At 35.0% G+C, this 25,222-nt stretch carries 27 protein-coding genes, 1 other RNA gene and 1 pseudogene; 17 read left to right on the forward strand and 12 right to left on the reverse strand.

The genetic code is table 11. The annotated features are described in order from the left end of the window. Positions 1-48: 48 nt before the first annotated feature. Positions 49-828, forward strand: coding sequence for a YqhG family protein (locus MHH88_RS01755; protein ID WP_339261221.1), 780 nt, complete (start codon positions 49-51; stop codon positions 826-828). A gap of 51 nt (positions 829-879) precedes the next feature. On the opposite strand, the gene MHH88_RS01760 is transcribed toward MHH88_RS01755, so the two are convergent. Next, positions 880-1,200, reverse strand: a complete 321-nt coding sequence (locus tag MHH88_RS01760) for a metalloregulator ArsR/SmtB family transcription factor (RefSeq protein WP_339261223.1) — start codon at positions 1,198-1,200, stop codon at positions 880-882. Further along, positions 1,197-1,622: an SRPBCC domain-containing protein gene (locus MHH88_RS01765; protein WP_069512992.1), complete on the reverse strand. Its 426-nt coding sequence runs from the start codon at positions 1,620-1,622 to the stop codon at positions 1,197-1,199. The genes MHH88_RS01760 and MHH88_RS01765 overlap by 4 nt, the downstream gene beginning before the upstream one ends. A gap of 191 nt (positions 1,623-1,813) precedes the next feature. On the opposite strand from MHH88_RS01765, the gene MHH88_RS01770 reads away from it, so the two are divergent. Beyond that, positions 1,814-2,449, forward strand: a complete 636-nt coding sequence (locus MHH88_RS01770) for a LysE family translocator (RefSeq protein ID WP_339261226.1) — start codon at positions 1,814-1,816, stop codon at positions 2,447-2,449. 148 nt (positions 2,450-2,597) lie between these two features. Here MHH88_RS01770 and MHH88_RS01775 read toward each other — a convergent pair whose 3' ends face one another. The 3 genes from MHH88_RS01775 to MHH88_RS01785 all read right to left on the reverse strand — a co-directional run bounded on the left by MHH88_RS01775 (position 2,598) and on the right by MHH88_RS01785 (position 6,162). Continuing rightward, positions 2,598-3,404: an SDR family oxidoreductase gene (locus MHH88_RS01775; protein ID WP_069512990.1), complete on the reverse strand. Its 807-nt coding sequence runs from the start codon at positions 3,402-3,404 to the stop codon at positions 2,598-2,600. Positions 3,405-3,941: 537 nt separating this feature from the next. Continuing rightward, complete coding sequence (locus MHH88_RS01780) at positions 3,942-4,646, reverse strand: hypothetical protein (protein WP_339261228.1); 705 nt, start codon at positions 4,644-4,646, stop codon at positions 3,942-3,944. A 202-nt stretch (positions 4,647-4,848) separates the two neighbouring features. Further along, positions 4,849-6,162: a short-chain fatty acid transporter gene (locus MHH88_RS01785; protein ID WP_069512988.1), complete on the reverse strand. Its 1,314-nt coding sequence runs from the start codon at positions 6,160-6,162 to the stop codon at positions 4,849-4,851. A gap of 307 nt (positions 6,163-6,469) precedes the next feature. On the opposite strand from MHH88_RS01785, the gene MHH88_RS01790 reads away from it, so the two are divergent. From MHH88_RS01790 to MHH88_RS01805, 4 genes are all read left to right on the forward strand, one after another. Then, entirely contained in the window at positions 6,470-7,351 is an 882-nt protein-coding gene (locus MHH88_RS01790; protein ID WP_339261230.1) for a LysR family transcriptional regulator, read from the forward strand. A gap of 117 nt (positions 7,352-7,468) precedes the next feature. Further along, positions 7,469-8,176 (forward strand): CoA transferase subunit A, encoded by a 708-nt coding sequence (locus MHH88_RS01795; protein ID WP_339261232.1) that lies wholly within the window; start codon positions 7,469-7,471, stop codon positions 8,174-8,176. Continuing rightward, complete coding sequence (locus MHH88_RS01800) at positions 8,176-8,817, forward strand: 3-oxoacid CoA-transferase subunit B (RefSeq protein ID WP_274519752.1); 642 nt, start codon at positions 8,176-8,178, stop codon at positions 8,815-8,817. The genes MHH88_RS01795 and MHH88_RS01800 overlap by 1 nt, the downstream gene beginning before the upstream one ends. 100 nt (positions 8,818-8,917) lie before the next feature. Continuing rightward, positions 8,918-9,295, forward strand: a complete 378-nt coding sequence (locus MHH88_RS01805) for a uridine kinase (RefSeq protein ID WP_339261234.1) — start codon at positions 8,918-8,920, stop codon at positions 9,293-9,295. 161 nt (positions 9,296-9,456) lie between these two features. Here MHH88_RS01805 and MHH88_RS01810 read toward each other — a convergent pair whose 3' ends face one another. The 5 genes from MHH88_RS01810 to MHH88_RS01830 all read right to left on the reverse strand — a co-directional run bounded on the left by MHH88_RS01810 (position 9,457) and on the right by MHH88_RS01830 (position 12,089). Next, positions 9,457-9,912 carry a hypothetical protein gene (locus MHH88_RS01810; protein WP_103977538.1) on the reverse strand — a complete coding sequence of 152 codons (456 nt, stop codon included), beginning with the start codon at positions 9,910-9,912 and terminating at the stop codon, positions 9,457-9,459. Between the two features lie 152 nt (positions 9,913-10,064). Beyond that, a complete protein-coding gene (locus MHH88_RS01815) occupies positions 10,065-10,343 on the reverse strand; it encodes a hypothetical protein (protein WP_339261237.1) in 279 nt (92 codons plus the stop codon). Between the two features lie 165 nt (positions 10,344-10,508). Continuing rightward, a complete protein-coding gene (locus MHH88_RS01820; protein WP_024360891.1) occupies positions 10,509-10,772 on the reverse strand; it encodes a hypothetical protein in 264 nt (87 codons plus the stop codon). Positions 10,773-11,086: 314 nt separating this feature from the next. Further along, the gene (locus MHH88_RS01825) at positions 11,087-11,707 is read right to left on the reverse strand and encodes a YbhB/YbcL family Raf kinase inhibitor-like protein (protein ID WP_339261239.1); all 621 of its coding nucleotides are present in this window, start codon (positions 11,705-11,707) and stop codon (positions 11,087-11,089) included. A gap of 88 nt (positions 11,708-11,795) precedes the next feature. Next, on the reverse strand, positions 11,796-12,089 hold the full coding sequence (locus MHH88_RS01830) for a helix-turn-helix domain-containing protein (RefSeq protein ID WP_339261241.1): 294 nt from the start codon (positions 12,087-12,089) through the stop codon (positions 11,796-11,798). Positions 12,090-13,047: 958 nt separating this feature from the next. Between MHH88_RS01830 and MHH88_RS01835 the strand changes: the two genes are divergently transcribed. The 4 genes and pseudogenes from MHH88_RS01835 to MHH88_RS01850 all read left to right on the forward strand — a co-directional run. Continuing rightward, a complete protein-coding gene (locus MHH88_RS01835) occupies positions 13,048-13,434 on the forward strand; it encodes a DUF5071 domain-containing protein (protein ID WP_339261243.1) in 387 nt (128 codons plus the stop codon). A 109-nt stretch (positions 13,435-13,543) separates the two neighbouring features. After that, positions 13,544-14,122 carry a TetR/AcrR family transcriptional regulator gene (locus MHH88_RS01840; protein WP_103977534.1) on the forward strand — a complete coding sequence of 193 codons (579 nt, stop codon included), beginning with the start codon at positions 13,544-13,546 and terminating at the stop codon, positions 14,120-14,122. 70 nt (positions 14,123-14,192) lie between these two features. Beyond that, on the forward strand, positions 14,193-15,614 hold the full coding sequence (locus tag MHH88_RS01845) for an MDR family MFS transporter (protein ID WP_339261245.1): 1,422 nt from the start codon (positions 14,193-14,195) through the stop codon (positions 15,612-15,614). Continuing rightward, a pseudogene (locus tag MHH88_RS01850) lies at positions 15,608-15,756 on the forward strand (GNAT family protein); the annotation flags it as partial. The gene MHH88_RS01845 and the pseudogene MHH88_RS01850, both read left to right, overlap by 7 nt. 200 nt (positions 15,757-15,956) lie before the next feature. Here MHH88_RS01850 and MHH88_RS01855 read toward each other — a convergent pair. After that, positions 15,957-16,853: a LysR family transcriptional regulator gene (locus MHH88_RS01855; protein WP_069512977.1), complete on the reverse strand. Its 897-nt coding sequence runs from the start codon at positions 16,851-16,853 to the stop codon at positions 15,957-15,959. A 113-nt stretch (positions 16,854-16,966) separates the two neighbouring features. Between MHH88_RS01855 and MHH88_RS01860 the strand changes: the two genes are divergently transcribed. The 7 genes from MHH88_RS01860 (at position 16,967) to MHH88_RS01890 (ending at position 24,851) form a co-directional block, all read left to right on the forward strand. Further along, on the forward strand, positions 16,967-18,157 hold the full coding sequence (locus MHH88_RS01860; protein WP_339261247.1) for a YbfB/YjiJ family MFS transporter: 1,191 nt from the start codon (positions 16,967-16,969) through the stop codon (positions 18,155-18,157). Between the two features lie 39 nt (positions 18,158-18,196). Beyond that, positions 18,197-19,231 carry a nitronate monooxygenase gene (locus MHH88_RS01865; protein WP_339261249.1) on the forward strand — a complete coding sequence of 345 codons (1,035 nt, stop codon included), beginning with the start codon at positions 18,197-18,199 and terminating at the stop codon, positions 19,229-19,231. A gap of 54 nt (positions 19,232-19,285) precedes the next feature. Continuing rightward, a complete protein-coding gene (locus MHH88_RS01870; protein WP_339261251.1) occupies positions 19,286-21,247 on the forward strand; it encodes an FAD/NAD(P)-binding protein in 1,962 nt (653 codons plus the stop codon). Next, entirely contained in the window at positions 21,234-22,433 is a 1,200-nt protein-coding gene (locus MHH88_RS01875; protein ID WP_103977531.1) for an MFS transporter, read from the forward strand. The genes MHH88_RS01870 and MHH88_RS01875 overlap by 14 nt, the downstream gene beginning before the upstream one ends. A gap of 142 nt (positions 22,434-22,575) precedes the next feature. Next, entirely contained in the window at positions 22,576-23,604 is a 1,029-nt protein-coding gene (locus tag MHH88_RS01880) for a nucleotidyltransferase family protein (protein WP_339261253.1), read from the forward strand. Positions 23,605-23,862: 258 nt separating this feature from the next. After that, positions 23,863-24,210, forward strand: a complete 348-nt coding sequence (locus MHH88_RS01885) for a hypothetical protein (RefSeq protein WP_339261255.1) — start codon at positions 23,863-23,865, stop codon at positions 24,208-24,210. A 491-nt stretch (positions 24,211-24,701) separates the two neighbouring features. Further along, positions 24,702-24,851, forward strand: a complete 150-nt coding sequence (locus tag MHH88_RS01890) for a hypothetical protein (protein WP_339261257.1) — start codon at positions 24,702-24,704, stop codon at positions 24,849-24,851. Between the two features lie 142 nt (positions 24,852-24,993). Here the strand turns inward: MHH88_RS01890 and ssrS are convergent. Further along, a non-coding RNA gene (gene ssrS, locus MHH88_RS01895) (6S RNA) lies at positions 24,994-25,186 on the reverse strand. Positions 25,187-25,222: the final 36 nt, after the last annotated feature.

Consider the following 25,222-nt stretch of genomic DNA (forward strand, 5'->3'; position numbering starts at 1 on the left):
AGCCTAAGTGAATGAAATAAAAGATTGTTATTGTAAGGGGAGAGGGGCATGTATTCACAACAAGTTCATAATTATTTACGGCAATTTTTCTTAGAAAATGAATGTGATATGGTCTTTGAGGATGAACATTATTTAACAGTACAATTAACGATTGCTATGGATAAAAGAATAATGAACCGCCCTTTTTACTGGCAATATGTAGAAGCAACCAATGGCGAACCAAACCCTGCACAAGTTACCTTTATTACAGATCAAAATACAATGTCAGGAAAAGTAATCGGGGAAGTTGTCCATTTTGGCTCACCCAGGCTCAATCAAATATTTCAAGCAACAAGAGAGCTAGGAGCTTTTGTTCAAATGTTTCAAAAAGTGGATGCAGGGACAGGGCAAGTATTGCTTACCCCGTGGCTAGGCGTAAATTATAAAGTGTCGTATTGTTGCGATCGAACGAAAGAAATGCTGTACTCTTTTGGTATTAACTTACTGACAGGAACGATAAATAATAATTTCCATGAAGCAATAATTAGCATCGATTGGGATAGCACGCAATCTGAAAATGCATTTTATGTACAGCATATTATTAAGCCAGAACGTGCACTTCAACGCTTGGACAAAGCAATCGATGCAATTATTCAACAGGATGACCATACATGGGCTGAACAAGCTAAAAAGAGATGGCAACGAGACCAACGCGTTTTAGACTACTTTTATGAAGATATAGAGGAAAAGCCAGAGTGTTATGAGGTTGAGAAAAAAGCATTAGAAGAACAATATGATGCAAAAATTAAAATAGAAATTATAAATGGTGGATTATTTTATATGAGATAAAAACATGTAAGCCGCAACAATTTTGCATATTGTTGCGGCTTATGTTTTACGCTATTCGTTGTCAATAATATGTTGCAACTGCGCCAATTTATTATCCCAAAACAAGTCAAAATATTGTAGCCAGTCTTCAATCTCTTTTAATCGATCCATGTGTAAAGTGTAAATTTTCTCTCGCCCTTTCTTTTGGGCGGATACTAGCTCGGCTTGTTCTAAAACGTGTAGATGCTTGACGACAGCAGTTCTACTAATTGTAAAGTGGTCAGCAATTAGTGCTATCGGTTTATCGCTTGATGCTAATAGTTGTAGTACATGACGTCTTGTCGGGTCAGCAATTGCTTGAAAAACATCAACCTTGTCTGCAAGCTGCGTCATGCATTTTCCACAGTCTCTTTTAATTTTTTGCCAACAAGCATTGACCAACCATTGTCCATATTTTGACGAACAGCGTCCGCAGGCATGTTTGCTTTTGGAATTAGATGAGATGCATCTTTCCAGCCACCATGAGTTAATGTAAATACTGTTTGCTCACCAGACGGTTTTAACTCAAATGTAACAAACCACCCATCAGTATCCCAAGCAAAACGCACAAAATTTGGTGCATCTACTTTTTCAACTTTACAGGGCGATGGTCCAAAGGGTGATTGTAGTGTAAATGCATGCCCTTCTATTGGTTTAAAATCATTGGGCATAAACCAAGATCCTAGTTTTTCAGCATTTGTAATAGTTTCCCAAACCTTCTCAATAGGCGCGTTGAATGTAACGGTTTTCACAATATTTTGCAGTTGCTCTGACATCGTAAAGTCTCCTCTTTTTTAAAAAATATAACCATAAGGTGTTAAGAATATATAACACCTTATGGTTATATGTCAATTAATTAGAATGAAAAAGATTTTGAAGTCCGCTCTTTTTCAATCTTTTTCAAGCAGATTACGTATGGTAAAATTATTTTTATAATTTTCAGACGAATCAAGAGGGGGCGGTTAACATGGAGAATATACCGATGTTTTTACTGATGTGTATTTTATTAATTATTTTGCCGGGACCTGATACAGCTATTGCGACAAAAAATACATTAACCAACAATAAAAGAGGGGGCTTACAAACGATTCTAGGCTCCTGCTGTGGATTATTTATTCATACATTAGCGCCGGTTATTGGCCTCTCAGCGATAATTGTAAAATCTGCTTATCTATTTGCGATTGTAAAATACGTCGGAGCGGTGTATTTATGTTACTTAGGTGTCAAGACATTATGGACATTAAAAACGATGCGAGCGCAGTCACCAGTTGTCGATGAGGAGACGCAAATCGACAACAAATATGCACATCAATCTTGCTTTAAACAAGGCTTCTTAACCAATGTTACAAATCCAAAAGTAGCAGTCTTTTTTTTAACGTTCTTACCGCAATTTGTAGACGGTTCTAACAGCACATTTTTGCCATTTCTATTAATGGGGCTTATTTATACCGCTTTAACCGCTTTATGGTTTGTCTTCTATGTCTATTTATTAGATAAAATTAGTGCTTTTATGAAGAAGCCTAAGACAAAGGCAGTAATCGAAGGTCTAACAGGCACCGTTTTAATTGGCTTCGGCATTAAATTAGCCTTCGAAAAGGGATAGTTGCCAGGTACTCAAACAATTAAAAAAGGCTGTAGACAATTCCTTTAGTTCAGAATGTATCTACAGCCTTAGACAACAAGGGGATAAATATCGAGAAATTTAAACACTGTTTGTAAGTGCAAACGACTTCAATTAGTTAAAAAGGTAATTATTTTTGTAGATTGGCAGCCCAAATATTTGTATCTGCAATAGTTGGGTTTGCCATGTAATGGCCGCCTTCGATTTGAAGTGTTTGACCAGTCATAAATTTCGATTCGTCAGATGCTAAATACACTACTGCGTAGCCGATATCATCAGCTTCACCGTTGTATGGTAGCGCGTTATATTTTGTAAAAATATCTAGTAAATCCTGTGGTAAGTTATTTTTAGCTGCAGGTGTTAAAATTAACCCTGGCGCTATAGCATTACAACGGATTTTATCTTTACCATATTGAGTGGCAATATATTTAGTTAAGTGAACAACGCCGGCTTTTGTCGTACCATATGCTGTACGTATTTGGTCACTTGCAAATGCGCCCATAGAAGCTGTGTTAATGATAGAACCACCACCAGCTTTTTGCATATGAGGGATAGCGAAGCGGCTACCTAGTAAAACTGATTTTAAGTTTACATTTACTAGACGATCCCACTCATCTAAATCAATATTTACAACATCTAAATCTTTTTGTAAGTTTGTTAAACCAACATTATTAAATAAAACAGTAATCGTACCGTATTGTGCAACAGTAAATTCTACGGCATCTTCAATAGATTGAGCATCGCCTGCATCTAAGAACACTGCTGATGCTTCATAACCTTCTTTCACTAAAGTAGCTGCAACTTCTTTAGCTCCTTCAATATTAAAATCAGCAATAACAACTTTTGCTCCTTCTTTCGCTAACAAAGTTGCTGCGGATAAACCAATTCCTGACGCGCCGCCAGTAACAAGCGCTACTTTATTTTCCACACGTTTCATACATAACTCCTCCTAGAATGAGTGATAAACAGAGTATTGACAGTTAAAAATAAATCATAGTCAATATAACTTTATTTAAATAACAATAGATAGTTTAACACTAAACTAATTAGAAATGAAATAAAAAGTATAGTTTGTATTTAAATTTTTTGTTTATAACAAAGTGCGTTTAAATTATTTTTGTGGCTGCTTAGTGTTCGTAATAATAAGGTGCTTTAGCCGTTCCTCCATAACCTTTTTCTTTTCCATACGGCACTTTCTAATATGCAGCGTTTTCCGTATCAAATAGCTTCCTATGATAACGACAAAAAACAGTATTAAAAAAATCAGCATCAAAAAAATTCCTTTTTATATAATTTGATAGAACATTGGTGTAGCTATAATGACGTTCCCTCTGTATAGGGAGAAGGGGCTGCACGCAAATCGTTTCCTGTACATGCTGCAATTGCCGGCTACACGTCGCTGAAGATTATTTGTCTTTTTAACAGTAATAATGAACATCCTAACAGAATCAATTTAGTCCATCCGAAAGCATAATTAAAACAACGACAGATGAGAGTCCATTGATAGCTCATTATTAACAAAAATTCGATTGCTAATGACGAAAGATAATAACATTTTTAAGGCAATAATTTTGTGTACGCCATCTTGTAAAATAATGATTTTTGTAAATTTTAAATTTGCTATACGATTAGCCAAAGCATATTCATTACAATTTGTAATGGAACCGCCCATAGGATGACAACCTAATACAAAATTACCCGCATAAGAATCTTTTAAGACATTGGGATGCATGGATTGATAGTGTACTTCCAAAATACTGTCCCCATCGTTCATAAACCGATTAGCAATGAGGAAATTTTTCAGTGCCCCTTTTAAATCAATGGCAATCGCAGTATCTGCTAAAATTGCTCGGAAATAAACAGATACAATATTAGCATTTCCTATGTAAGGCTTAACTTCTACATTTATTTCTCCTGAAGGTAAAACAGATAGCTGTACATTTGCTTCATGAATACCATCTGTTAACTTCATCATTGTTTTCCCGTAGTGCATACTTTTTATAAAAATACTATTATCGTCCATATAAGCCACTGCAATTTGATTATTTTCAACTTGTAGCCACTTCGCTTCAATTCCTAATACTTCTACACAATTTTGTAGTTCATATACGTGGTGCTGAAATGAGAAACCCATATAATCCAAATTAACGGTACGATTTTCAAGCAATTGCTTCAACATCTGTGCTATCTCCAATCTTTGATAAATTATGACAAATTTCTTATTTGATTATAGGAAATGAAACTCTCAAAAAACTCTCAACTAGTCTAATATATCGACGTTATAAAAAATAAAATGGTTACTTAGGTCTTAAACTAAACCAAAAAACCCCACAAGAACGGTATTAACGCTCTTTGTGAGGTTCTAAAAAACTCAATATTAACTAGAAGAAGTACAGTCCGATACTAATGATAATTCCTGTAAAGATCAGGATAAATAAACAGAATCCCATAATATCTTTTGCCTTTAAACCTGCAATTGCGAGTGCTGGGAGGGCCCAAAATGGCTGAATCATATTTGTCCAAGCATCTCCCCAAGCGATCGCCATAGCCGTTTTGGCATAATCCGCACCTAGAGTCGTTGCAGCATCTAACATAATGGGTGCTTGAACCGTCCATTGACCACCGCCAGAAGGTACAAAAAAGTTGACAAGCCCCGCAGAGAAAAATGTGAATAAATAGAAAGTATGGTCGTTTGAAATGTTGACAAACCATTCAGAAAATACCGCCGCTAATCCAGAAGCGGTCATCATCCCCATAATACCGGCGTAAAAAGGGAATTGGAATACTATTCCTGTTGTTGTTTTAATTGCATCTTGGGCAGCGGCAAGAAAACGCTGCGGTGTACCATGAAAAATAATCCCCAGTACAATAAAAATCGTATTTACAACATTTAAATTTAAAACAAAGCCTTTTGTAATAAAATGCTGAATTAAATAAATAACACCGATAAGACCAATTAATATTGTTAGAATGTAGCTGCGCTCTGAACGGCTTGCAAAATGATTTTCAGCTTTTGGCAGCGCTATTTTTTCCTCGATTAATAAAGAAGGTTCAATTTCTACGACATCCTCTTCCTTTGGCATCATCCAACGGTTAAATAATGGCAATGTCAGTACAATGACAATGACAATAAATAAGTTGTATGAAGAGAAAAGTGTAACATCTGTTGGGATTACACCCATAATATTTGCAAAAGGATGCCCCTCCGTTGCAATTGATAATGGAACGGAACCTGCTAAACCTCCGTGCCAAATAACAAACCCTGAATAAGCACTGGCAATTAATAAACGATAGTCCACTTTTTTAACATGACGTGCAATTTCTTTTGCAAAAAGTGCCCCTATGACTAGTCCAAATCCCCAGTTAATCCAGCAGGCAATTAATGAAATAAAAGTCACAATTATAATTGCCATGCTTGGCGTTTTAATTTTACTAGCCACTGCTGATAAGCCTTTTTTAAAGACAGGGCTATTCGCTAAAATATGTCCAGCAGCTAAAACAATGACCATTTGCATTGTAAAGGATAATAACTCCCAAAAGCCGTCTCCCCAGTAAGTAACCATATCTAATGGAGAGGAATCTGTTAATGTGACCCCTAATAATAACACTAGTACTGTGAGTATAGTGACAAATATGTATGGGTCAGGCAAATATTTTTCCATAATAGCATTCGATAGTTTTGTTAACGTTTTCAATCTAATACTCCCCCTTTTATTTCTACCATCCCTTATTCCTAATATTACATAGGGTGACTAGTAAATAAAGAAAAAAATCGTATAAAGAACAGTAAGAGAAACGTAAAATAGAAATAAAGAATTGTGACTGCTCTCCTGAAATTAGTTATTTAAATATTATCGAACATATAAGAAAACCTTATTATTCTTGAATTTATTACCGTTACGGTATGGAAGAAGGATTAAAAGAGAAGGAATAGAATTTATTACTAATAAATACTTTTAGAATTTTATTTATAACAAATAAGAATAAATAAGGGGTCATTAAATGGAATTACGTGATTTAAAGGCATTTATGGATGTGGTGGAATATGGAAGTTTTACAAAAGCGGCAAATGAGTCTTTTGTATCCCAGCCGTCATTAAGTAAGAGCATAAAAAAATTAGAGGATAATCTCCATGTTGAGCTATTGAATCGGTCCACAAGACATGTAGAGTTAACGGATGCAGGACATATAGTGTATAAGCAAGGACAAAAGATTATGCGCTCAGTCCATGATTTGCATATATTGCTAGATGACTTGTTAAATATTAAAACAGGAACTATAAAATTAGGTATTCCACCACTGATAGGCACGTTATTTTTCCCAGAAATTGCTCGTAAGTTTCATCAGCAATATCCAAATGTTCATTTAGAGCTAGTGGAACGAGGAGCGAAGTTAATAGGCACTTTAGTGGAAAATGGTGAAGTGGATATGGGGATTGTCGTTTTACCTACCGACGAGCGAAAATTTGTTGTGCAATCTTTTGTGGAAGATCAGTTTTTTGTCTATATAAATGAACAGCATCCTTTAGCGAAACAGGATACTATTTTATTACAAGATTTAAAAAATGAATCGTTTATTATTTTTACAGAGGAATTTACTTTGCATGATTATGTGATTAAATCCTGTAAAAGTGCTGGATTTACACCGATTATTGGATACAAAAGCTCGCAATGGGATTTAATCGTGGAGTTAGTGTCTTCAAATTTGGGTGTAACGCTGTTGCCTTATTCTATTGCGGCAAAGCAGACGAATCAAAATGTAAAAATTATACCGTTACAGAACTATCATATGCCGTGGCGTCTTGGCGTTATTACGAAAAAAAATACATATCAATCTTATGCTTTAAAGCAATTATTAAAGACAATACGATCGGAAGAAACATAGTAGCAATGCAGTTATTCCATTTTAGAATAAATAGTATTCCAATTAATTCCTTTACTTATAAAACAAGAATGATGTAGAATTTTTCTTAATAAACGAGCAATTTTAGGGGGTTTCGATATGGAAAACGGGAAAGTGTGGAATTCGTTTGAGGAAGCCGTTGCAGATATTAAGGAAGGCGCTACGTTAGCAGTAGGGGGATTTGGTTTATGTGGTATTCCAGAAAAGGCAATTGCAGCATTACAACAAAAGGGAACAAAAGATTTAACCGTTGTTAGCAATAATTGCGGAGTAGATAATTGGGGATTAGGATTATTACTAGCTAATAAACAAATAAAAAAAATCATTGCTTCCTATGTTGGCGAAAATAAAATTTTCGAACAGCAATTTTTAAATGGTGAGTTAGAAGTAGAACTCGCGCCACAAGGAACGTTAGCTGAGCGACTACGAGCTGGTGGAGCGGGTATTCCAGGGTTTTATACAGCGACAGGGGTTGGCACGCCTATTGCGGAGGGCAAGGAAGTAAAGGTTTTCGATGATAAAGAATATATTTTAGAACAAGGGATTGTTGCAGATTTTGCGCTTGTCAAAGCATGGAAAGCAGACAAGCTAGGCAACTTAATTTATAGAAAAACATCACGTAATTTTAATCCGTTAGCAGCAATGGCTGGCAAAATTACAATTGCAGAAGTAGAAGAAATTGTGGAAGTGGGCGAACTAGATCCAGATCATATCCACACACCAGGTGTCTTTGTGCAACGTGTCTTACTCGGTGACAAATATGAAAAACGTATCGAGCGTTTGACAGTGAAAAAGGAGGAAGCATGATGGTGGATACAAGACATAGAATAGTGAATAGAGCAGTGCAAGAAATTGAAAATGGTATGAATGTCAATTTAGGTATTGGTATCCCAACACTTATTGCCAATGCTATTCCTGCTGACTACGAGGTGTTATTACAATCTGAAAATGGCCTTCTTGGCATTGGCCCTTATCCAGAGGAGAGTATGGTAGACCCTGACCTCATTAATGCAGGGAAGGAAACGGTGACAGCCGTGCCAGGCGCATCCTTTTTTGATAGCGCTGATTCCTTTGCCATGATACGTGGGGGGCATATTGATCTTGCCATTTTAGGTGGTATGGAAGTTTCGGAAACTGGGGATCTAGCGAATTGGATGATTCCAGGAAAAATGATTAAAGGCATGGGCGGTGCTATGGACCTTGTTGTCGGCGCGAAAAGAGTTATTGTGGTGATGGAGCATGTCAATAAAAATGGCGAGTCAAAAATTAAAAAGCAGTGTGAGCTACCGTTAACAGGCAAAGGTGTCGTGCACAGATTAATAACGGACTTAGCTGTATTCGATTTTACAGATGCTGGCATGCAACTCATCGAATTAGCAGAGGGTGTAACATTGGAAGAGGTAAAAGCGAAAACCGCTGCTTCATTTAATGTTGCTTTATCCCATTAATTAATAAGAGACCAGTTTACCTTGTGAAGGTAAACTGGTTATTTGAATTTTAAGGAGAGTGGGAGAATTGCTTTGCCTACAGCAGGTTACAAACGAAATAATGAAACGATATTGCAGTTCGGATCCGAGAGAAAGGCCATTCATTGTTGCCATTGACGGATTAGGTGGGGCAGGAAAAACGACCTTTGTCAAAGAGTTAGTGAGCATGCTAGAAAATGCATGTACGATTCATGTGTTACATATTGACGATTACATTGTAGAAAGCGAAAAACGCTATAATACGGGTTATGAAGAATGGTACGAATATTATTACTTACAATGGGATATAGCGTACATAAAATATTGCTTTTCCAAAATACATAAAGATTATCAGGAGCTAACGCTTCCTTTTTATAATCGGGAAACGAATACTATCATAAATAAGCAAAGAGTATTTCCACCAAATAGTATTTTATTAATAGATCATTACATAGATTGACGCATAAAAATAGACGCAGGCATACTGCACTCAAGCGAGTATGGGCATAGAAGTACCCTCGAAGCAATTGCCGTAGCGAAAAACAATAACAGAGCAAAAAAGTGTAAGATTGATGGCAGTCAATCTTACACTTTTTCCATTTTGCACTCGCTTCTGAATGCTTAATCTCCTAATGCTTGGTTTTCCCTATATTCAGTAGCAATGGATTCTATATTTAATCGAGAATAGTCGGCCCAATTGACAGTTCTAAAATCTTTTTCGTTAAAATAAATGCTTAATACTTCGGTCATGTCTTCATTGCTATTAGCACCTGTTAATGGAGCATACCAAATAATCGAAGGTGTTTTCACGCTTTTTAGTTTCGACATCTCTGCAAATATTTTCCCTGAATCTTTTAGCATTTGGTTTTTTGAACCTTCTCGGACATCTGTATCCTGAATCGAAATAGTAACAATACCTTTCGTTTCTTCTACAGTAAATTTATTTTTAACGGTTGCGCCCACAATATCTTCAACAGATGTCTCTTGATCCACTGCTGCTTCCTTCGGTTCTTCATTCTTTCCACAGGCTGATAACAATAGTGTGAATAGTACTAACATGTAAAGTAGTTTTTTCATGTTCATTCCTCCCTTGTTACTCCATATATGTTCAAATTGCGTATGAATTATACAAAGGGACAGGGAGTTAAAGTATTTTTTCTAACGAATGAAAGAAAATCATCTTCCGTGCATTGCTGACTACCCGAAAGTGAGAGGCATGCGTAACGTTGTTATCCATTCCTTGTAAATTGGACAATAAATAAAACAATAAATAATAAACACATCGCTATGCCCATATACAAACATTTGTAAAAAGCTTTATTGTTCGTTCCTTTATAATCAAAACCACGATTTAATATGACGAGTCCAAAAAGGATCATGATTAAATTTAAATATAGTGGATTGAATCCAGCAGGTATGACAAGAGCAAACATGAAAATGATTAGTATGACATGTATGTACTTCCTTATAGGATGGATAAATGTAATCTTCTTAAAAAATTTCATCATATCACTCCTTCAAGAAATAGGCTGTTTATGAAGTTGCAAATGCTGCTACTAAATAGTTTAATGAAAAACCCTTTATTCTAAAGTAGAAATACTAGTTAAATAAAATAATATCAACTGAAAACAAAAGAATGTTCGTTTCTAGTTGATATTATTCCAAAAGGCTATTTATTTGCTTACTACATCTAGGCACCAAGAGAAATTATCCCATGCTGAATACCAACCGTTGAAAATTTCTGATGAATCGTCCCAACGAACTTCAAATTTTCTATGACCTTCGATATCTAGTAAATATAAAGCTAAAGTATCATCTGCTTTAGAGACGGCAATTTTCATCCCATGTTGAAGTTCTTCTTCGGTGAATGGTACATCTGAAACCGAACGAAGCTGTGCTTGTTCAAATACTTGTTTGTTAATAATTCTGTAATTCATAATAAACCTCCAATAAAACTTTCTTGAAATTAACTTTCTATTTTACGTGCCAATAACAGGACTATAAAAGTATATCCTATATTGTTTCAGTAATGAAAACAAAAAAATTATTAGCCAAGCTCTTTTTGTCTAAATTGTTGCTAATAGCTGGCTAAAGTTTCAGTGATTTAACGTAGAAAACCAAATCAATTTGTTCTTAAAACAATGTTACTAGGAGCAAAGAAAAAAGTCCAGAGACTGAAAAAATCGAACAGTCCCGGACTTATTTGAAATTAAATTGATATAATGTTGAGATAAAATAAGAATATAGGTGATTACTTATTTGGGTAAGTACCCTTTAAAGTGTAGTCAGCTAACACATGACCTTCGATAGCATGATAGAGTTCATTCAGTAAAAATCCATTTTCTAAATCGACGGTCGTATCTAATGCATAGACATGAATCTCGTAAGTATGAGGTTTATCAGGCGGAGCCATCCCCCCGTAAAAGCTAGAGAGTTCTGTGCTTTGGCTACCTCCTTGAGGACTTATCCAACTATTTACGCCTTGGACAAAATCAGTCGCTGTTTGACTTTCGTTTTCTTTCAGTTCATCTTTTTGGATATTAGCTGCTGTCCAATGAATCCAAGAGAATCCTTGGCTAATAGGGAAAGCGTCTTTATCTTCTAAAACTAACGCATATGACACAGTTTCTTTTGGTGCATTTTCAAACTTTAATGGTAATGAATAAGTCGGCATGCCATGCTCGTTAAAGGAATCTCCCAGTTGTCCATATTGATCTTGAATAACGCCATCAACTATACCAGTACTTGTTACGACAAATGTTTTTTCTTTTGTGGATTCAGTAATATTTTTATTTTGGTTACTGCATCCAGCTAGTATACCTATAGCTAAAAGTGAAAAGATAGATAGGAATAATATAAATTTTTTCTTCATGGTTATTACCTCCATATGTTGTTGAGGTCATGATAACATGGAGAAAAAACGACCGTAAATTACCCACTTTTTTGTAAGGGTACTCTATTTAACGACTACCTATTATTTGTTTCTCCTCGATATATTGAATACCTAATCGCTGCATAATTTCTAATGATTTTAATACTTCTTTTCCTTTTGTACTTAAGCTATATTCCACTCGTAGTGGATATGTGGAAAGGTATTCCTCTTTATCGACTAATTGAAAATCCATTAGTTCTTTTAATTGTTCTAACAGCATTTTTTCAGTAATTCCTTTAATATCCCGTCTTAGTTTAGATGGAGATGTGGGTCCAAGCCGTAATCGCCAAATAATAATACATTTCCATTTTCCTTTGATCATATCTTGTACTAATTCTAACGGACAAGTGTATTCTTCTCTTAATTTGATGATAATCTCCTCCTACTCTATTTTTAATTTTTTATAACATAAACGTAAAAAACGGACAACTGTAAGCAATTATTGAACAAACGGTTATCTAAATAACATGCTATGTGAGCAATATTGCATAAATTAATATATGTAAATAAATGGTATAATAAAGGCGGTGTTATAATTAACAAACCATTTTGTTATTGTCAAGAAGGGGTGACTTATGTTGAGCAAAATAAGATTGGGATTGTTTGGAATCTGTATAATCATGATAATAGTAGGTTTACCTTATTTATTAGGGTATTCAACAAATGAACTATTAAAATCCCCTTTGTATTTAGGATTGATTGTCAGCATTCTATTTTTACCTAAAGTAAATAGAAAAGAGGGGTAGAGAATACACATAAATAAAGTCTTAAATAACAATTTTTAAATAATATTTATATATGAAAAAGCCAATATTCGGTGTAAAATCACACTAAATATTCATTTCCTTATTTGTTTAAATATAGTGAGGTTATATAATGAAAAAATTTATTATTTGTATGATGTCTTTATTTCCAGTTCCTTTCTTATATTATTTTTATGAATATAATGGTTATCTTAATAGGCAGGACGCGGATTTCTTATTTCCTACATTCATAGTGTGCATAGTCGTTATTGGTCTATTAACGAGAAATATGAATTTACCTTTGTTTTTTAGTATAAATATTATGATGACCGTTATTTCATTAATATTGGGTCATTTTTTTATATTGGATGATGGCAGTTGGTTTAAACCTTTTGGCAAAAATGGTGCTATGATATTTGTCTCAAGTATTTATATTCTAGGTCAGTTATTTATAAGATTGCTTAGTAAGTAAGGTATTACTAGTGTAGAGTAGTTTTTAATAGAGTGTTAAGCAAGGAAAAACAAGGAGGGGTTGGATTGGAAGGGTTAGAAGATTGCCTCCCTTTAAATATATACGATGTTGATAAGGTTGAAAAACTAAAAAAATTAGATAGAAATGTATTAGAAACTTTACTGCCTAACCTCCTCGAATATACGCAAGATATGAACTGGCCTGTTGCTTCTAGCGTAATGGATATACTATTAACTTTCCCCGAGGAAATTGTCTCCCATGTGCAAGCAGTATTATCTTCAGATGACAATAACTGGAAGTGGTTTATTTTACATTTTTTAGTTATTAAATTACCTGTAGAGTTTCAATTTCAGTTTAAAGATTATTTAATACGAGTCGCCGAAACCCCTACACAAAATGAAATCGCAGAAGAACTTGATGAAATTGCAAAAGAAATTTTAGACATGCTCTAAATTTGGAGTGCTTCTTAGGGAAATACGGCAGTAATCCAATTGACAATATTCAAATAGACTTATATTATTATGTAGACCGTTCGTTATAATTTTAAGGGAGGTACAACCTATGTCTAGCAAAAAATCATCTCGCGAAAAAATTTTAGAAGCTGCAACAGAGCTTTTTCATTTGAAAGGATACCACGCTACTGGCTTGAGTCAAATTATTCAAGAGAGTGGGGCCCCTAAAGGTTCTTTATATTATCATTTTCCTAATGGTAAAGAACAATTAGCTGTTGAAGCGATTAACTTATCAGCAACAAGAATTGCAGCAGAAATACAGCAAAATTTAGCAGCTTATGATGATCCAGCTAAGGCATTTCAATACCATATAGAAAATATTTCTGGAATTTTTCATGACATCGATCCAATATCTAAATTAAAAAATGTTCCAATGGGATTACTCGCAATGGAAACAGCATTTGTAAATGAGAATTTACGTCAGGCTTGTGAAGAAACCTTTGAAATTTGGGGAAATCTTTACTTTGAGAAATTAAAAGTTAGTGGATATAGTGAGGAACGTGCTTTCTTAATTAGTAAAACAATAAGTGCATTAATTGAAGGTGGCATTACATTATGTGTAACAAAAAAATCAAGTGAACCTTTAATTCAAATTAACAAAATGATCCCTTTATTGCTTTCAAAGTAAAAAGGGTCTTTATTTTGTTGATATTATATAGACCGGTCTAATTAATCGTAGAGAAGAAAGGAAGTATTTTATGGCTTCATCAATGCAAGTTGTGCCAGTACGTAAACCTAAAAGCATGGCTTTTGTCCTTATGTTTGCGGCTTTTATAGGGCTGTTTAGTGAGACAGCTTTAAATATGGCACTGACAAATATTATGGCTGATTTTGCAGTATCAGCTGCAACAGCACAGTGGTTGACTACTGGCTATTTATTAACAATTGGTATTTTAGTACCTGTCTCATCTCTTCTTATTCAATGGTTTACAACAAAACAGTTAGTTGTGGGTTCGTTAATTTTTTCTATTTTGGGAACGATTTTAGCAGCTTTAGCGCCAAACTTTCCGATTTTATTAATAGGTCGTATTATTCAAGCATTTGGAACAGGCATTATTCTACCTTTGATGATGAATGTCATTTTATTAATTTTCCCTATTCATAAACGAGGAGCGGTTATGGGCTTGATGGGTCTTGTTATTACAACAGCACCAGCGATTGGACCGACATTGGCAGGTTTAATTGTAGACTCGTTAAATTGGTCTTATATTTTTTGGATTAGCCTTGTGTTTTACGCAGCACTAGTGATAGCTGGGTTAAAGCAAATCGATAACGTATCTACAATTACGAAACCAACGATTGATATTGTCTCCATTATTTTATCAACACTTGGGTTTGGAGGCTTCATTTACAGTTTAAGTACCGTTTCAGAAAAATCATTTGCTTCAGCCGCGGTATATCTACCTTTTATTGTTGGATTAGCGGCAATTGCACTATTTGTTATTCGCCAATTTAAAATGAAGCAGCCTATGATTAATTTGCGGACGTTCAAATATCCTATGTTTACATTAGGAACGTTGCTCTTGTTTAGTGGTATGCTGTTAATTTTATCAACAGCTATTTTGCTACCAATGTACTTAAAAGGTTCTTTGCTATTCAGTGCTACAGTAGCAGGACTTATTCTTCTACCTGGTAGTGCAATGAATGCTTTTTTATCGCCAGTTGTAGGGAAACTTTTTGATCAATTTGGAGCTAAAAAATTTTTGCCATTGGGCTTTCTGTTAACGTTCAGTGCAAGTTTACTATTTATTTTTACGATTTCCGCACATACACCTGTTTGGCAAATTATTTTAGCAAATACAATCTTCTTTATAGGAATATCAATGATTATTATGCCGGCACAAACAAATGGATTAAATCAGTTGCCACGTGAATTATACGCTGATGGTGCCGCTGTCATGAGCACATTACAACAAATTGCAGGGGGAACAGGAACTGCTTTAGCTATTACATTAATGGTTAGTGGACAAAACAAGCATATGGAACATTTCCAAAATGCTTCGTTATTAGAGTTGATTGCAGAAGGAACAAAATATGCTTTCAACTTTATAGCAGCTATTGCTCTTATTGGATTTGTCTTATCGTTTTTTGTGAATGGAAAGCGTGTAGAAAAAATATAGTCAAAGCGCATATAAACCTTGATAATAATGCATCAATAAAGCTGGCAGAAAGTGTTGGCATGGTTTATGAATGTACGAGAAAAGGCTCTATGAGGACGATGAGTGGACTGATCATCTAATCTACTATATCAATGCAAAGTAGTGCCTTCTACTTGTACACATGTACTAAAAAGCATCTTAGCCAAATTGGTTAAGATGCTTTATAAATGTAAGAGGGAATAAAAGGCGCATATGCCGTTGTTCTTTTATACTTCGTTTCATTGGAAAAACACTTATACATAAGGCACAGCACTGTAAATTAACGCGCTTATTTTTTTAGTTATTTAAAACTGACTATTCTGATTATTGGATAGAAATAGAATGTTCAAATGCATTTCTTTCCTCACAAAACATATCCATAAATTTAATTAAAGATGTAGGTATAAATGTGTCCTTCCTATAGATGAATATTGTTTCAACTTTTCCATAAGGATTTGGGATTGAATGATGTTTAATTGTCCCAGCTTGTAAATGCATTTCTATAACAGAATAGGGGAGCATACTTATGCCTAACCCTGCAGAGACACAGCCAAGAATTGCTTCAAGTGTACCAAATTCCATTATTTTATTTGGGGTAATTCCTTCATCATGCAACCATTGTTCGAGTTTTGCCCGATAAGTGCAGCCACTTCGAAACACTAGTAGCGTCCTTGTTTGGATATCTTTAATAGATGACAAAGGAGGATGAACAGTATCTGTAATTAGTACCAAGTCCTCTTCGATAACAGTCTTTTGAGTTAGTTCTGGGTGGTCAATAGGACCAGCAACGAATGCCCCATCTAGTTCATGATGCAAAACCCCTTGAATATTTTGTTGAGTTGGCCCTGTTTTTAAATTTAAGTCTACATTTGGATATTCGTGGTGATATTTCGATAGTAAGGATGGTAAGCGAACAGCAGCAGTTGTTTCCATAGAGCCTATAGATAATGGGCCTTGTGGAATTTGATTATCTTGCATCACCTTGACTGTTTCTTCTATTAAATTAAAGATATTTTCAGCGTATGTTAATAAGACCTTCCCTTTGGAAGTTAAGGTAGTGCCACGGTTATTCCGGTAAAATAGTGTGGTTTGAAGATCGTTTTCTAATTGTTGAATTTTAGTAGTGATATTGGATTGTGCGTAATTAAGATCACGAGCGGCTTGCGAAATACTCCCTTTTTCGGCAACAGATTTAAAAATATTCAAAGCATGTAAGTCCATAAGTAAACCCTCCATTTAGCTATATAAATAAAAGATGGTAACTATCACTTACCTGAATTATACTATAATTCAAAAAAAAGTTATGATATTTATATAATGATTTTACAAGGGGTGTGATTTTATTTAAACATTCTTCTATTTTTTTATTAGGCGGTATTTTATCTTTAATCGTTGCTATGGGAATTGGCAGGTTTGCATATACGCCAATTCTTCCACTGATGCAAAGTGATCTTTCGTTTTCAAATGCAGTAGGGGGTTATCTTGCTACAAGTAATTATGCAGGCTATTTACTTGGGGCATTTTTAGTAGGAGTTATTCCTGTAAAGCAACATAGAACGTTTATATTAAGGTTGAGTCTGGTTATTAGTATTCTAACAACAGCTAGTATGGGTTTATTTCAATCTTATTTTATTTGGTATGGGTTGCGTTTTATATCCGGTATTTCCAGCGCCATTGTTTTTGTGATGGCCTCTGGCATTGTGCTAGATAAACTAGCTATCAGAAATAAATTGAATTGGTCTGGCATTTTCTATGGTGGAGTAGGGCTGGGCATTTTTTTATCAAGTTTACTGATACCCATATTAAATCGTTTATACAGCTGGGAAGGCGTATGGTTAGGTTTGTCCGGTGTTAGTATGCTACTAGTTTTGATAGTTTGGATTAGCATGAAAGACGAACCACTGTCTTTTGAGAAAACTAGTAAACAAGAAAGTGCTCTATGTGTACCTCCTTTAAAATGGATTCCTTGGCTAATTGTAGCTTATGGATTAGAAGGGTTAGGGTATATTGTGACAGGTACATTTATTGTATCTATCGCGAAAGAAATACCGAGCTTTAATGGTGATGCTACCGTAGTGTGGATGGTGGTTGGATTGGCTGCAATTCCATCTTGTATTATCTGGTCAGAGTTAGCTAAAAAAATTGGATTTGTTAAATCATTGGTGTTAGCAATGACACTGCAAGCTTTCGGAATAGCGCTACCAGCTTTATGGGTATCTCAAATAGGGGTAGTTTTAAGTGCTCTATTATTTGGAGCCACTTTTATGGGAATCACAACCCTTGCTACAACATTAGCACGCCAAATGAGTCCATTTAATAGTAGTCGGATTATTGGCATTCTTACATCTATCTATGCAGGTGGACAAATGATTGGGCCATCAATTGCTGGAATTATCTCAACTGCCACTCAGAATTATGACGCTGTATTACTGGGTGCGGCCAGTGTAGTTTTAGTTGGCGCAAGCTTACTTCTAACTGGTATTCGATTTGAGAAGAGTCCTGAGTTTCTAAAAAAACAAATTTAATTTTCGAAAAATTAAATCATCGATGAAAAGGAGAACGGTATGTTAGATAAATTAAAATACCCAATTATACAAGCTCCTATGGCGGGAGGGGTATCGACGCCAGCTCTTGCCGCAGCGGTATCCAATGCAGGAGGATTAGGTTTTCTAGCTGCTGGATACAAAACAACTGAAGATTTAAGAAAAGATATTCAAGAATTTCGTAATTTGTCTTCTAATATTTTTGGTGTAAATTTATTTGTCCCTAACCTAAATGAAATCAATGATAATTGTAATGTGGACGACTATCGAGCGAAGTTAGAAAAAGAAGCATTACTATTAGGAACTACAGTTGGAGATCCAATCGTGGATGATGATGACTGGCATAACAAAATTGACTTAATCAAAGAAGAAAAAATACCTGTTGTAAGTTTTACTTTTGGATGTCCGTCTACTGAAACTATAAAAGAATTAAAGCAAAATGGAAGTTTCGTAATTGTTACCGTTACAAATTTAGAAGAAGCAAAAATAGCAAATGAATCGGGTGCCGATGCATTATGTTTGCAAGGCATTGAGGCGGGAGGACATCGAGCTTCCTTTTCAAATAATATGGAACCTCACGAAGAGTATGGATTACTCGTTTTTATAAGTATCGTGAAAAAGGAAATCGATATTCCTATTATAGCGGCAGGAGGGATTATGGATGGATGTACGATTACTGCTGTTTTAGGGGCAGGGGCTAGTGCTGCTCAATTAGGTACCGCTTTTCTCCTTTGTCCAGAAAGTGGGACGAATCCAGTATATAGAAAAGCTTTAACGGATTCGGACTTTACTACAACTCATATTACACGCGCATTTACGGGCAGGCGTGCAAGAGGGTTAGTAAATTATTTTCTATCCACTTACGACAAGGAAGCACCCGCTGCGTATCCACAAGTTCATTATATGACACAAAAATTAAGAAAAGAGGCTGTTCAGTCAGATAATCCAAAGTACATGTCTTTATGGGCTGGACAGGGCTATAAACTTGCTCAATCTCTTCCAGCGGCAGATTTAATAAAAACATTAATGCTGCAAGTAAACACAAATCATGTATGACTTTAGCTAATATACAGGGTTGGTCATTATAAATTTATTAGAAGGAGTTTTAAAATGACAAAAGATATTTTTAGAATTGCTTTAGTAGGTTGCGGACCAAGAGGGCTTTCTGTATTAGAAAGACTTCGTACAAATTTTAAAGAAGACTCTTATGTAGGTAAAATTGAAATTTATATGATAGACCCTTTCCTTCCAGGTTCTGGCGAAGTGTGGAGAACAAATCAGTCGAAAACGTTATTGATGAACACAGTAGCTTCTCAAATTACTTTGTTTACGGATTTTAGTGTTGAATGTGAAGGTCCTATTATGCAAGGTCCTTGTTTGTATGAATGGGCTAAGTCTTTAACAAAGATAGCGAATGCTAATTTGGAATATAGCGAATTAGTCATGAGAGAGGCAGAAGAATTACAACCAGATTCCTATCCTACACGTGCCTTTTATGGTCACTACTTGGAATGGGTATTTAAAGAAGTTGTCTTAACTATGCCAAGTAACGTCATGGTATATACTCATCAAACACGAGCTATTGCGATTGATGATGCATATGATGGAAGCCAGATTGTACAGCTTGAAAAGGATAATGTTCATTTAAGAGTGGACGCTGTCGTGTTAGCGCAAGGTCATACACCGGTAAGTTTATCTCCAGAAGAAGAGAAATTAAGAAAAATCGCAGCTGAAAAGGGAATGATCTATATTACCCCGAGTAATCCAGCCGATGTTTCATTAGAGTGCATAAAAGCAGGAGAGCCTGTTATTTTAAAGGGACTCGGTTTGAATTTCTTCGATTACATGTCACTGTTTACACTGGGAAGAGGCGGGCAATTCATACGAACAGGAAATAAATTAGTATACCAAGCTTCAGGGGAAGAGCCTATCATCTATGCAGGTTCTCGAAGAGGTATTCCATATCACGCTCGTGGTGAAAATGAGAAGGGTGCATCAGGCAGACACACACCAATATATATCACTCCAGAGGTGATTAAGAATTTTCATAACCAAACGCTAGACGGACAAGCCGTAGATTTTAAAAATGATGTATGGCCACTTATTGCGAAAGAAATAGAAACGATTTATTACAAGGCAATCATTGAAGAGAAATCAGGTTTGAATGCTGGACAGGAGTTTCAGGCTAAATATAGTCTCTATTCCTATGGAAGTGAACATGAGAGAAGCATTTTAAAGGACTTTGGCATTCCTGATGATTTAATGTGGGATTGGGAAACGCTTGCTAATCCTGTCAAAAATCATTTTTATGATAATCCCGAAGAATTTAATGATTGGTTAATTCATTATCTTTCTTTAGACTTAAAGGAGGCCAAAAGAGGTAATGTGACCAGTCCTTTAAAATCGGCATTAGACGCGTTACGAGATTTACGTAATGAAATTCGTCTTATCGTAGATTACGCAGGTATTAATGGAGATTCGTATAAAATCGAATTAAAGAATTGGTATACGCCGTTAAATGCATTCTTTTCGATTGGTCCACCAGCAATTAGAATTGAACAAATGATTGCTTTGATGGAAGCAGGAATTGTTAACATTATCGGACCAAAACTTAAAGTAGAAGTAGTGGAAGAAGAATCGATATTTTATGCTGTGTCACCTTTCGTTAACAATAGTGGTATAAAGGCTAAAGCCCTCATTGAAGCCCGTCTTCCTGAGACAAATTTAAAGCGAAATGCTGATCCATTAATGTCCTATTTGTTAAAAACAAACCAATGTCAAACTTATAAAATACCTAGTTGCAATGGTTTGATTTATGATACAGGGGGGGTAGCTGTAAGTAGACCTCTTAACAAAGTTTTAGACGGTGAGGGCAAAGAGCATTCAAGAAGGTTTGCTTTTGGTGTTCCAACTGAAGGCGTTCACTGGGTTACTGCAGCGGGTATTAGACCTGGGGTTAATTCAGTTACATTATGTGAATCCGATGCAATTGCACGAGAAATTATTAGTCTATTACATGCAGAACACGAAAACAAAGAGAAAGAGATGAGAAAAATTCTTGTTAGAGCATAATAAATCAGAAAGAAAAACATCAAGAAGTGTTTTCACAGCGCTAACCGTAGTTTTTGTTACGATTTTGACTTCAACTCCTGTATTTTTACCAGGTGCAGTAAATGATTTAATAAGGAAGGATACAGGGTTTAGTGTTGGAGCTATAGGCGTAACTATAACATTATATTGGTTAGGTTCTCTTATGGGAGCCTATATTAGTAGGCAAATAAATAGCCATCATTCCATAGATAAGATAATAGGTATAGCAGTTCTAGTTACTGCATTTAGCCTTTTCTTAACGTTCGTATATCCGGAAATTGGATTATGGGTAGGCGCTGCTTTTGGGGGAGCTGTCTATGGCTACAGTCAACCATTTACTAATATGCTAATTATCAGACGGTGCCCTGAGAAGATTCAAGGATTTGCGTTTGGGTTGAAACAAGCAGCCATACCTGCAGCAACTTTGTTTTGTAGCCTTTCTGTTCCTTTTTTAGCGGTGCCTATAGGATGGAGAAATCTATTCGGACTTGTTGCTGTACTAACTTTATTCTATGGCATAATCTTACTAATGAATTCAAATGATGATGAACATGGCAATGCTAAAAAGAAAAATGCAACAAAACTACGCTTAAATAGACATTTAATGTTGTTGGCGATAGCAGGAGGCCTAGGCGCTGCAATTGGAAATAGCTTAGGTGGATTTTTGATTACGTCTCTAACACATGGAGGAATTACATTAGTAAAAGCTAGTATGGTGGCCGCAGTTGCATCGGTAACAAATATTCTAGTAAGGGTTTTTGCTGGATTAGCAATTGACCGTTTTAGAGGGCTTGAAAAAATATTGTTACTATCCATGTTTATCGTTGGATCATTAGGTACAGCTGCATTAACCATGCCTTCACACACTCTACAAGTAGTAGGGGCTATTCTAGCCTATGGTGGTGGCTGGGGCTGGGCTGGATTACTACACTATGTAACAGGAGCTGCTTATCCTGGTAGAGAAGGGCAAGCAACTGCTATTAGTCAAATGGGTGTTTCTCTTGGGGCAGCTGTCGGACCATTAATTTTTGGTTTTGTGTTTACAACTTTAGGTTCCAATGTAGCTTGGCTTCTAATGTCTATTGCTGGAATACTAGCATGTATATCAGTAGTAGAATCGTATCGAGTGAATGCTAAAGAAACGCCCATCCAAGAAAAGTTTAGTTAGTAATTGATTTGTTTCTATTAGTTGTTAAATAAATTGAATAGATGAAATGGTTATGGAGAAAGGCACATTTATAGGTGCCTTTTCCTTTTATATTGTCATAGTTTGATTCAATTTTATTGGGAAATGGAAGGGGAAAGAGTAATTGGTATATACTGATTGGGAAAATAATCTTATATTATTACTCTCGAAAGAAAGTTTATCGTATGTAGAGGTTGATACTTTAAAACAATTACTTAAAATGCCTTTAAATTGGGTACGAGTAATAGGGCTATTAAAGATGCATCATATTTTCCCAAATGTATCTGTAATTATAAGAAAGTACATAGTGGATGAAACTAACTTTGAATATGGGTATGTAAAATTAAAAACAATGGCTAATTTAGAATATAAATTGCAACAAGAAATTGCCAACGAACAGTTACAACATCAGTTACAGTTAATAGAAATATTAAATACAGCAGAAATTCCGTATGCTTTATTAGACGGGCTGCCAAATAGCCAATCTAGCTATAAGAACAGTCTTCACAGTCCGTACTACGATAGTAAGGTGTTAGTGAATTATAAAGATAAAGGTAAGGTCATAACATGTCTACAGTCCATTGGTTACATGCCAAATGAAGCTGATGGGAATTTGGGAACAGGGGATAGGACACTTGAGAAATTAAAACCGATTGATTTAGTTAAATCAACCGATATGAAATTTTTGAGTATATTTAAAATCAGATTGCAATTTTCGCCGCACCCATTAATTGAACGTAATATTCAAGAAGAGGTAACCGAAGAATTGCTAAAAAATGTACAAATTTTAACAATAGATGGGGTTCAATTTAAAGTATTGTTATGGGAAGATATGTTACTTTCTTTATGCGTAGATGTTTATAAGGATAAAAAATATAACAAGGATGTATCCCTTTGTAAATATACGGATATCTATCGGTTAATTAAGGCACAGAATATAAATTGGGACGTTTTTATTAAAAAAGGTAAGGCTCACAATGTGGAGTATTTAGCATTTGAGGTCCTTTACGAAGTTGAGGAATTATATTATCCGCTAATCCCGCTGTTAGCTCTAAAAGAGTTGTCTACGGATAAATTTTTTGAAGAAGATGTAGTTGTCAATCAGGATCATAATGACTGGCATGCGGATTTGTTAAGTAAGTTATTGAAATGAGTATGATTGAAGGACTGAGTGAAGTTCTACGCATTTTTCGATGCATTCTTTTTGCTGTCTTTTCTGTTCGCTATATTTCACTTGTTTTCTGTCTTTAAACCCACTTTAAAAAAATGACTAAAACCTCTCAATAGAAAATCCAAATAATAAAAAATTATTGATTGCTATTTTAAGGAATATTAGTATAATAATTACTATAGTACATTTTTTTGCTATAGTAATTTGAATCTATTATTTACATAAAGAAGGGTGAAAAACATGAAAAAATTCTCGAAAATAATTCTAGCTTTTACTTTTGCTCTATCTGCTTTGATGTTCGTTTCATTATCGGACACTCAGAAGGCTTACGCAGTTAGTATTGAAGATTGTAAGAATGACTCTAATTGTTTCAATTTTGTTAAACAAGATTTAGTGGTGAATCGTTATATAGATTTATGGGGAATGAGCAAAGTGGAAGTAAAATCAGGTTCAAGCTATGTTAAAATAGAAGATGGAGTTAGAATAAAAGGAATTAAGCCTGGTGGAGAAGTTGTAATTTACGCTTACGATAAAAGCGGTAATTATACTATGTATAGTATTACTGTTTTAAAATCCATTTTTGGTTAGATTATTATGAAATTAGTAACAAGTGAACTAGAGCAAATAGCTCTAGTTTTTCTTGCCTAGAAACAGTATGTTAGTTCTATAATAAATTACATTCCTATGTACTCAATTAATTTTGAGCCTGGGCTTTTTTTATTTATAGATATTCGATTTGTATTATAGCTTTGTATAGATTCTTTTTAGAGTTAGCAAATTTATTTGAAGTGATTTCAGAATAAAAATATTGCAACTATACACCTTAAGTTTTTACTAGTGATTTTAGTAACAACGAATATCAATGTATCTTAATTGAAATTAAAGCTCTTTGTAACTTATATAGTCGATAAAAGGATGTCACTGTATTCATGTATTGGAATAATGAAGTAATTAATTTTGCGTATGGTTTAGGAAAAAAGGAAAACATACACTAAAAAAATGCTATTAAGTAAATAATAAATTTGATCTGAAATATAAGTAGTGAACAATTAACTTTATTTTAATATGGAATAGAATATATGGAACAACAAGGACAATTAACGATATTTGATTTAGAGGATCAATATGAAGAAATGCAATTTAAAAAGCTTTCCACAAATGTTAATAAGCCTGTTGATAAAAAGACTTTCATTGTGCCTCGTATAAGAGGGTATATTGTGAGGAGGTAAACAGTCGATTATGTTTATTTGTTATTAATTACAAAGAAGTTTAACCCCAATTTAACCCCATCGGTTATTTGGGCAATAAAAAACTCACCCTCCAATAAAGAAGGGTGAGTCGCTTTGAAGCCTTGAGGCTCTAATGGTAAAGTTAAAAGCCGCGTATGCCGTAGTTATTATAGAAAGTTTTAAACCACCACTCCTCAAAGTGGGTGTTCGCAGAAGTTTTCCTGCTTATCCTCATGCACCTTGGTGTGAGGCCCGTCATTCCAACTCCAATAATAAAACTCCCTTTTACAGCTTAAAGGTTAAAACTTAATATTATACGAACAATGCAGCCTTTAAGGATATAATAAGGCATGCTAAACAAAGTTGCAAGT

Source organism: Lysinibacillus sp. FSL K6-3209, from assembly GCF_037976175.1.
In the GTDB taxonomy this organism is placed as follows: Bacteria; Bacillota; Bacilli; order Bacillales_A; family Planococcaceae; genus Lysinibacillus; species Lysinibacillus sphaericus_D.

Coding starts and splice junctions, on each gene's coding strand:
- MHH88_RS01870 (WP_339261251.1), top strand. CDS start 19,286: ATGACAAAAGATATTTTTAGAATTGCTTTAGTAGGTTGCGGACCAAGA.
- MHH88_RS01855 (WP_069512977.1), bottom strand. CDS start 16,853: ATGGACTTACATGCTTTGAATATTTTTAAATCTGTTGCCGAAAAAGGG.
- MHH88_RS01840 (WP_103977534.1), top strand. CDS start 13,544: ATGTCTAGCAAAAAATCATCTCGCGAAAAAATTTTAGAAGCTGCAACA.
- MHH88_RS01795 (WP_339261232.1), top strand. CDS start 7,469: ATGGAAAACGGGAAAGTGTGGAATTCGTTTGAGGAAGCCGTTGCAGAT.
- MHH88_RS01790 (WP_339261230.1), top strand. CDS start 6,470: ATGGAATTACGTGATTTAAAGGCATTTATGGATGTGGTGGAATATGGA.
- MHH88_RS01820 (WP_024360891.1), bottom strand. CDS start 10,772: ATGAATTACAGAATTATTAACAAACAAGTATTTGAACAAGCACAGCTT.
- MHH88_RS01830 (WP_339261241.1), bottom strand. CDS start 12,089: ATGATCAAAGGAAAATGGAAATGTATTATTATTTGGCGATTACGGCTT.
- MHH88_RS01825 (WP_339261239.1), bottom strand. CDS start 11,707: ATGAAGAAAAAATTTATATTATTCCTATCTATCTTTTCACTTTTAGCT.
- MHH88_RS01815 (WP_339261237.1), bottom strand. CDS start 10,343: ATGATGAAATTTTTTAAGAAGATTACATTTATCCATCCTATAAGGAAG.
- MHH88_RS01805 (WP_339261234.1), top strand. CDS start 8,918: ATGAAACGATATTGCAGTTCGGATCCGAGAGAAAGGCCATTCATTGTT.
- MHH88_RS01890 (WP_339261257.1), top strand. CDS start 24,702: ATGGAACAACAAGGACAATTAACGATATTTGATTTAGAGGATCAATAT.
- MHH88_RS01775 (WP_069512990.1), bottom strand. CDS start 3,404: ATGAAACGTGTGGAAAATAAAGTAGCGCTTGTTACTGGCGGCGCGTCA.
- MHH88_RS01810 (WP_103977538.1), bottom strand. CDS start 9,912: ATGAAAAAACTACTTTACATGTTAGTACTATTCACACTATTGTTATCA.
- MHH88_RS01760 (WP_339261223.1), bottom strand. CDS start 1,200: ATGACGCAGCTTGCAGACAAGGTTGATGTTTTTCAAGCAATTGCTGAC.
- MHH88_RS01885 (WP_339261255.1), top strand. CDS start 23,863: ATGAAAAAATTCTCGAAAATAATTCTAGCTTTTACTTTTGCTCTATCT.
- MHH88_RS01845 (WP_339261245.1), top strand. CDS start 14,193: ATGGCTTCATCAATGCAAGTTGTGCCAGTACGTAAACCTAAAAGCATG.
- MHH88_RS01800 (WP_274519752.1), top strand. CDS start 8,176: ATGGTGGATACAAGACATAGAATAGTGAATAGAGCAGTGCAAGAAATT.
- MHH88_RS01780 (WP_339261228.1), bottom strand. CDS start 4,646: ATGTTGAAGCAATTGCTTGAAAATCGTACCGTTAATTTGGATTATATG.
- MHH88_RS01755 (WP_339261221.1), top strand. CDS start 49: ATGTATTCACAACAAGTTCATAATTATTTACGGCAATTTTTCTTAGAA.
- MHH88_RS01765 (WP_069512992.1), bottom strand. CDS start 1,622: ATGTCAGAGCAACTGCAAAATATTGTGAAAACCGTTACATTCAACGCG.
- MHH88_RS01865 (WP_339261249.1), top strand. CDS start 18,197: ATGTTAGATAAATTAAAATACCCAATTATACAAGCTCCTATGGCGGGA.
- MHH88_RS01770 (WP_339261226.1), top strand. CDS start 1,814: ATGGAGAATATACCGATGTTTTTACTGATGTGTATTTTATTAATTATT.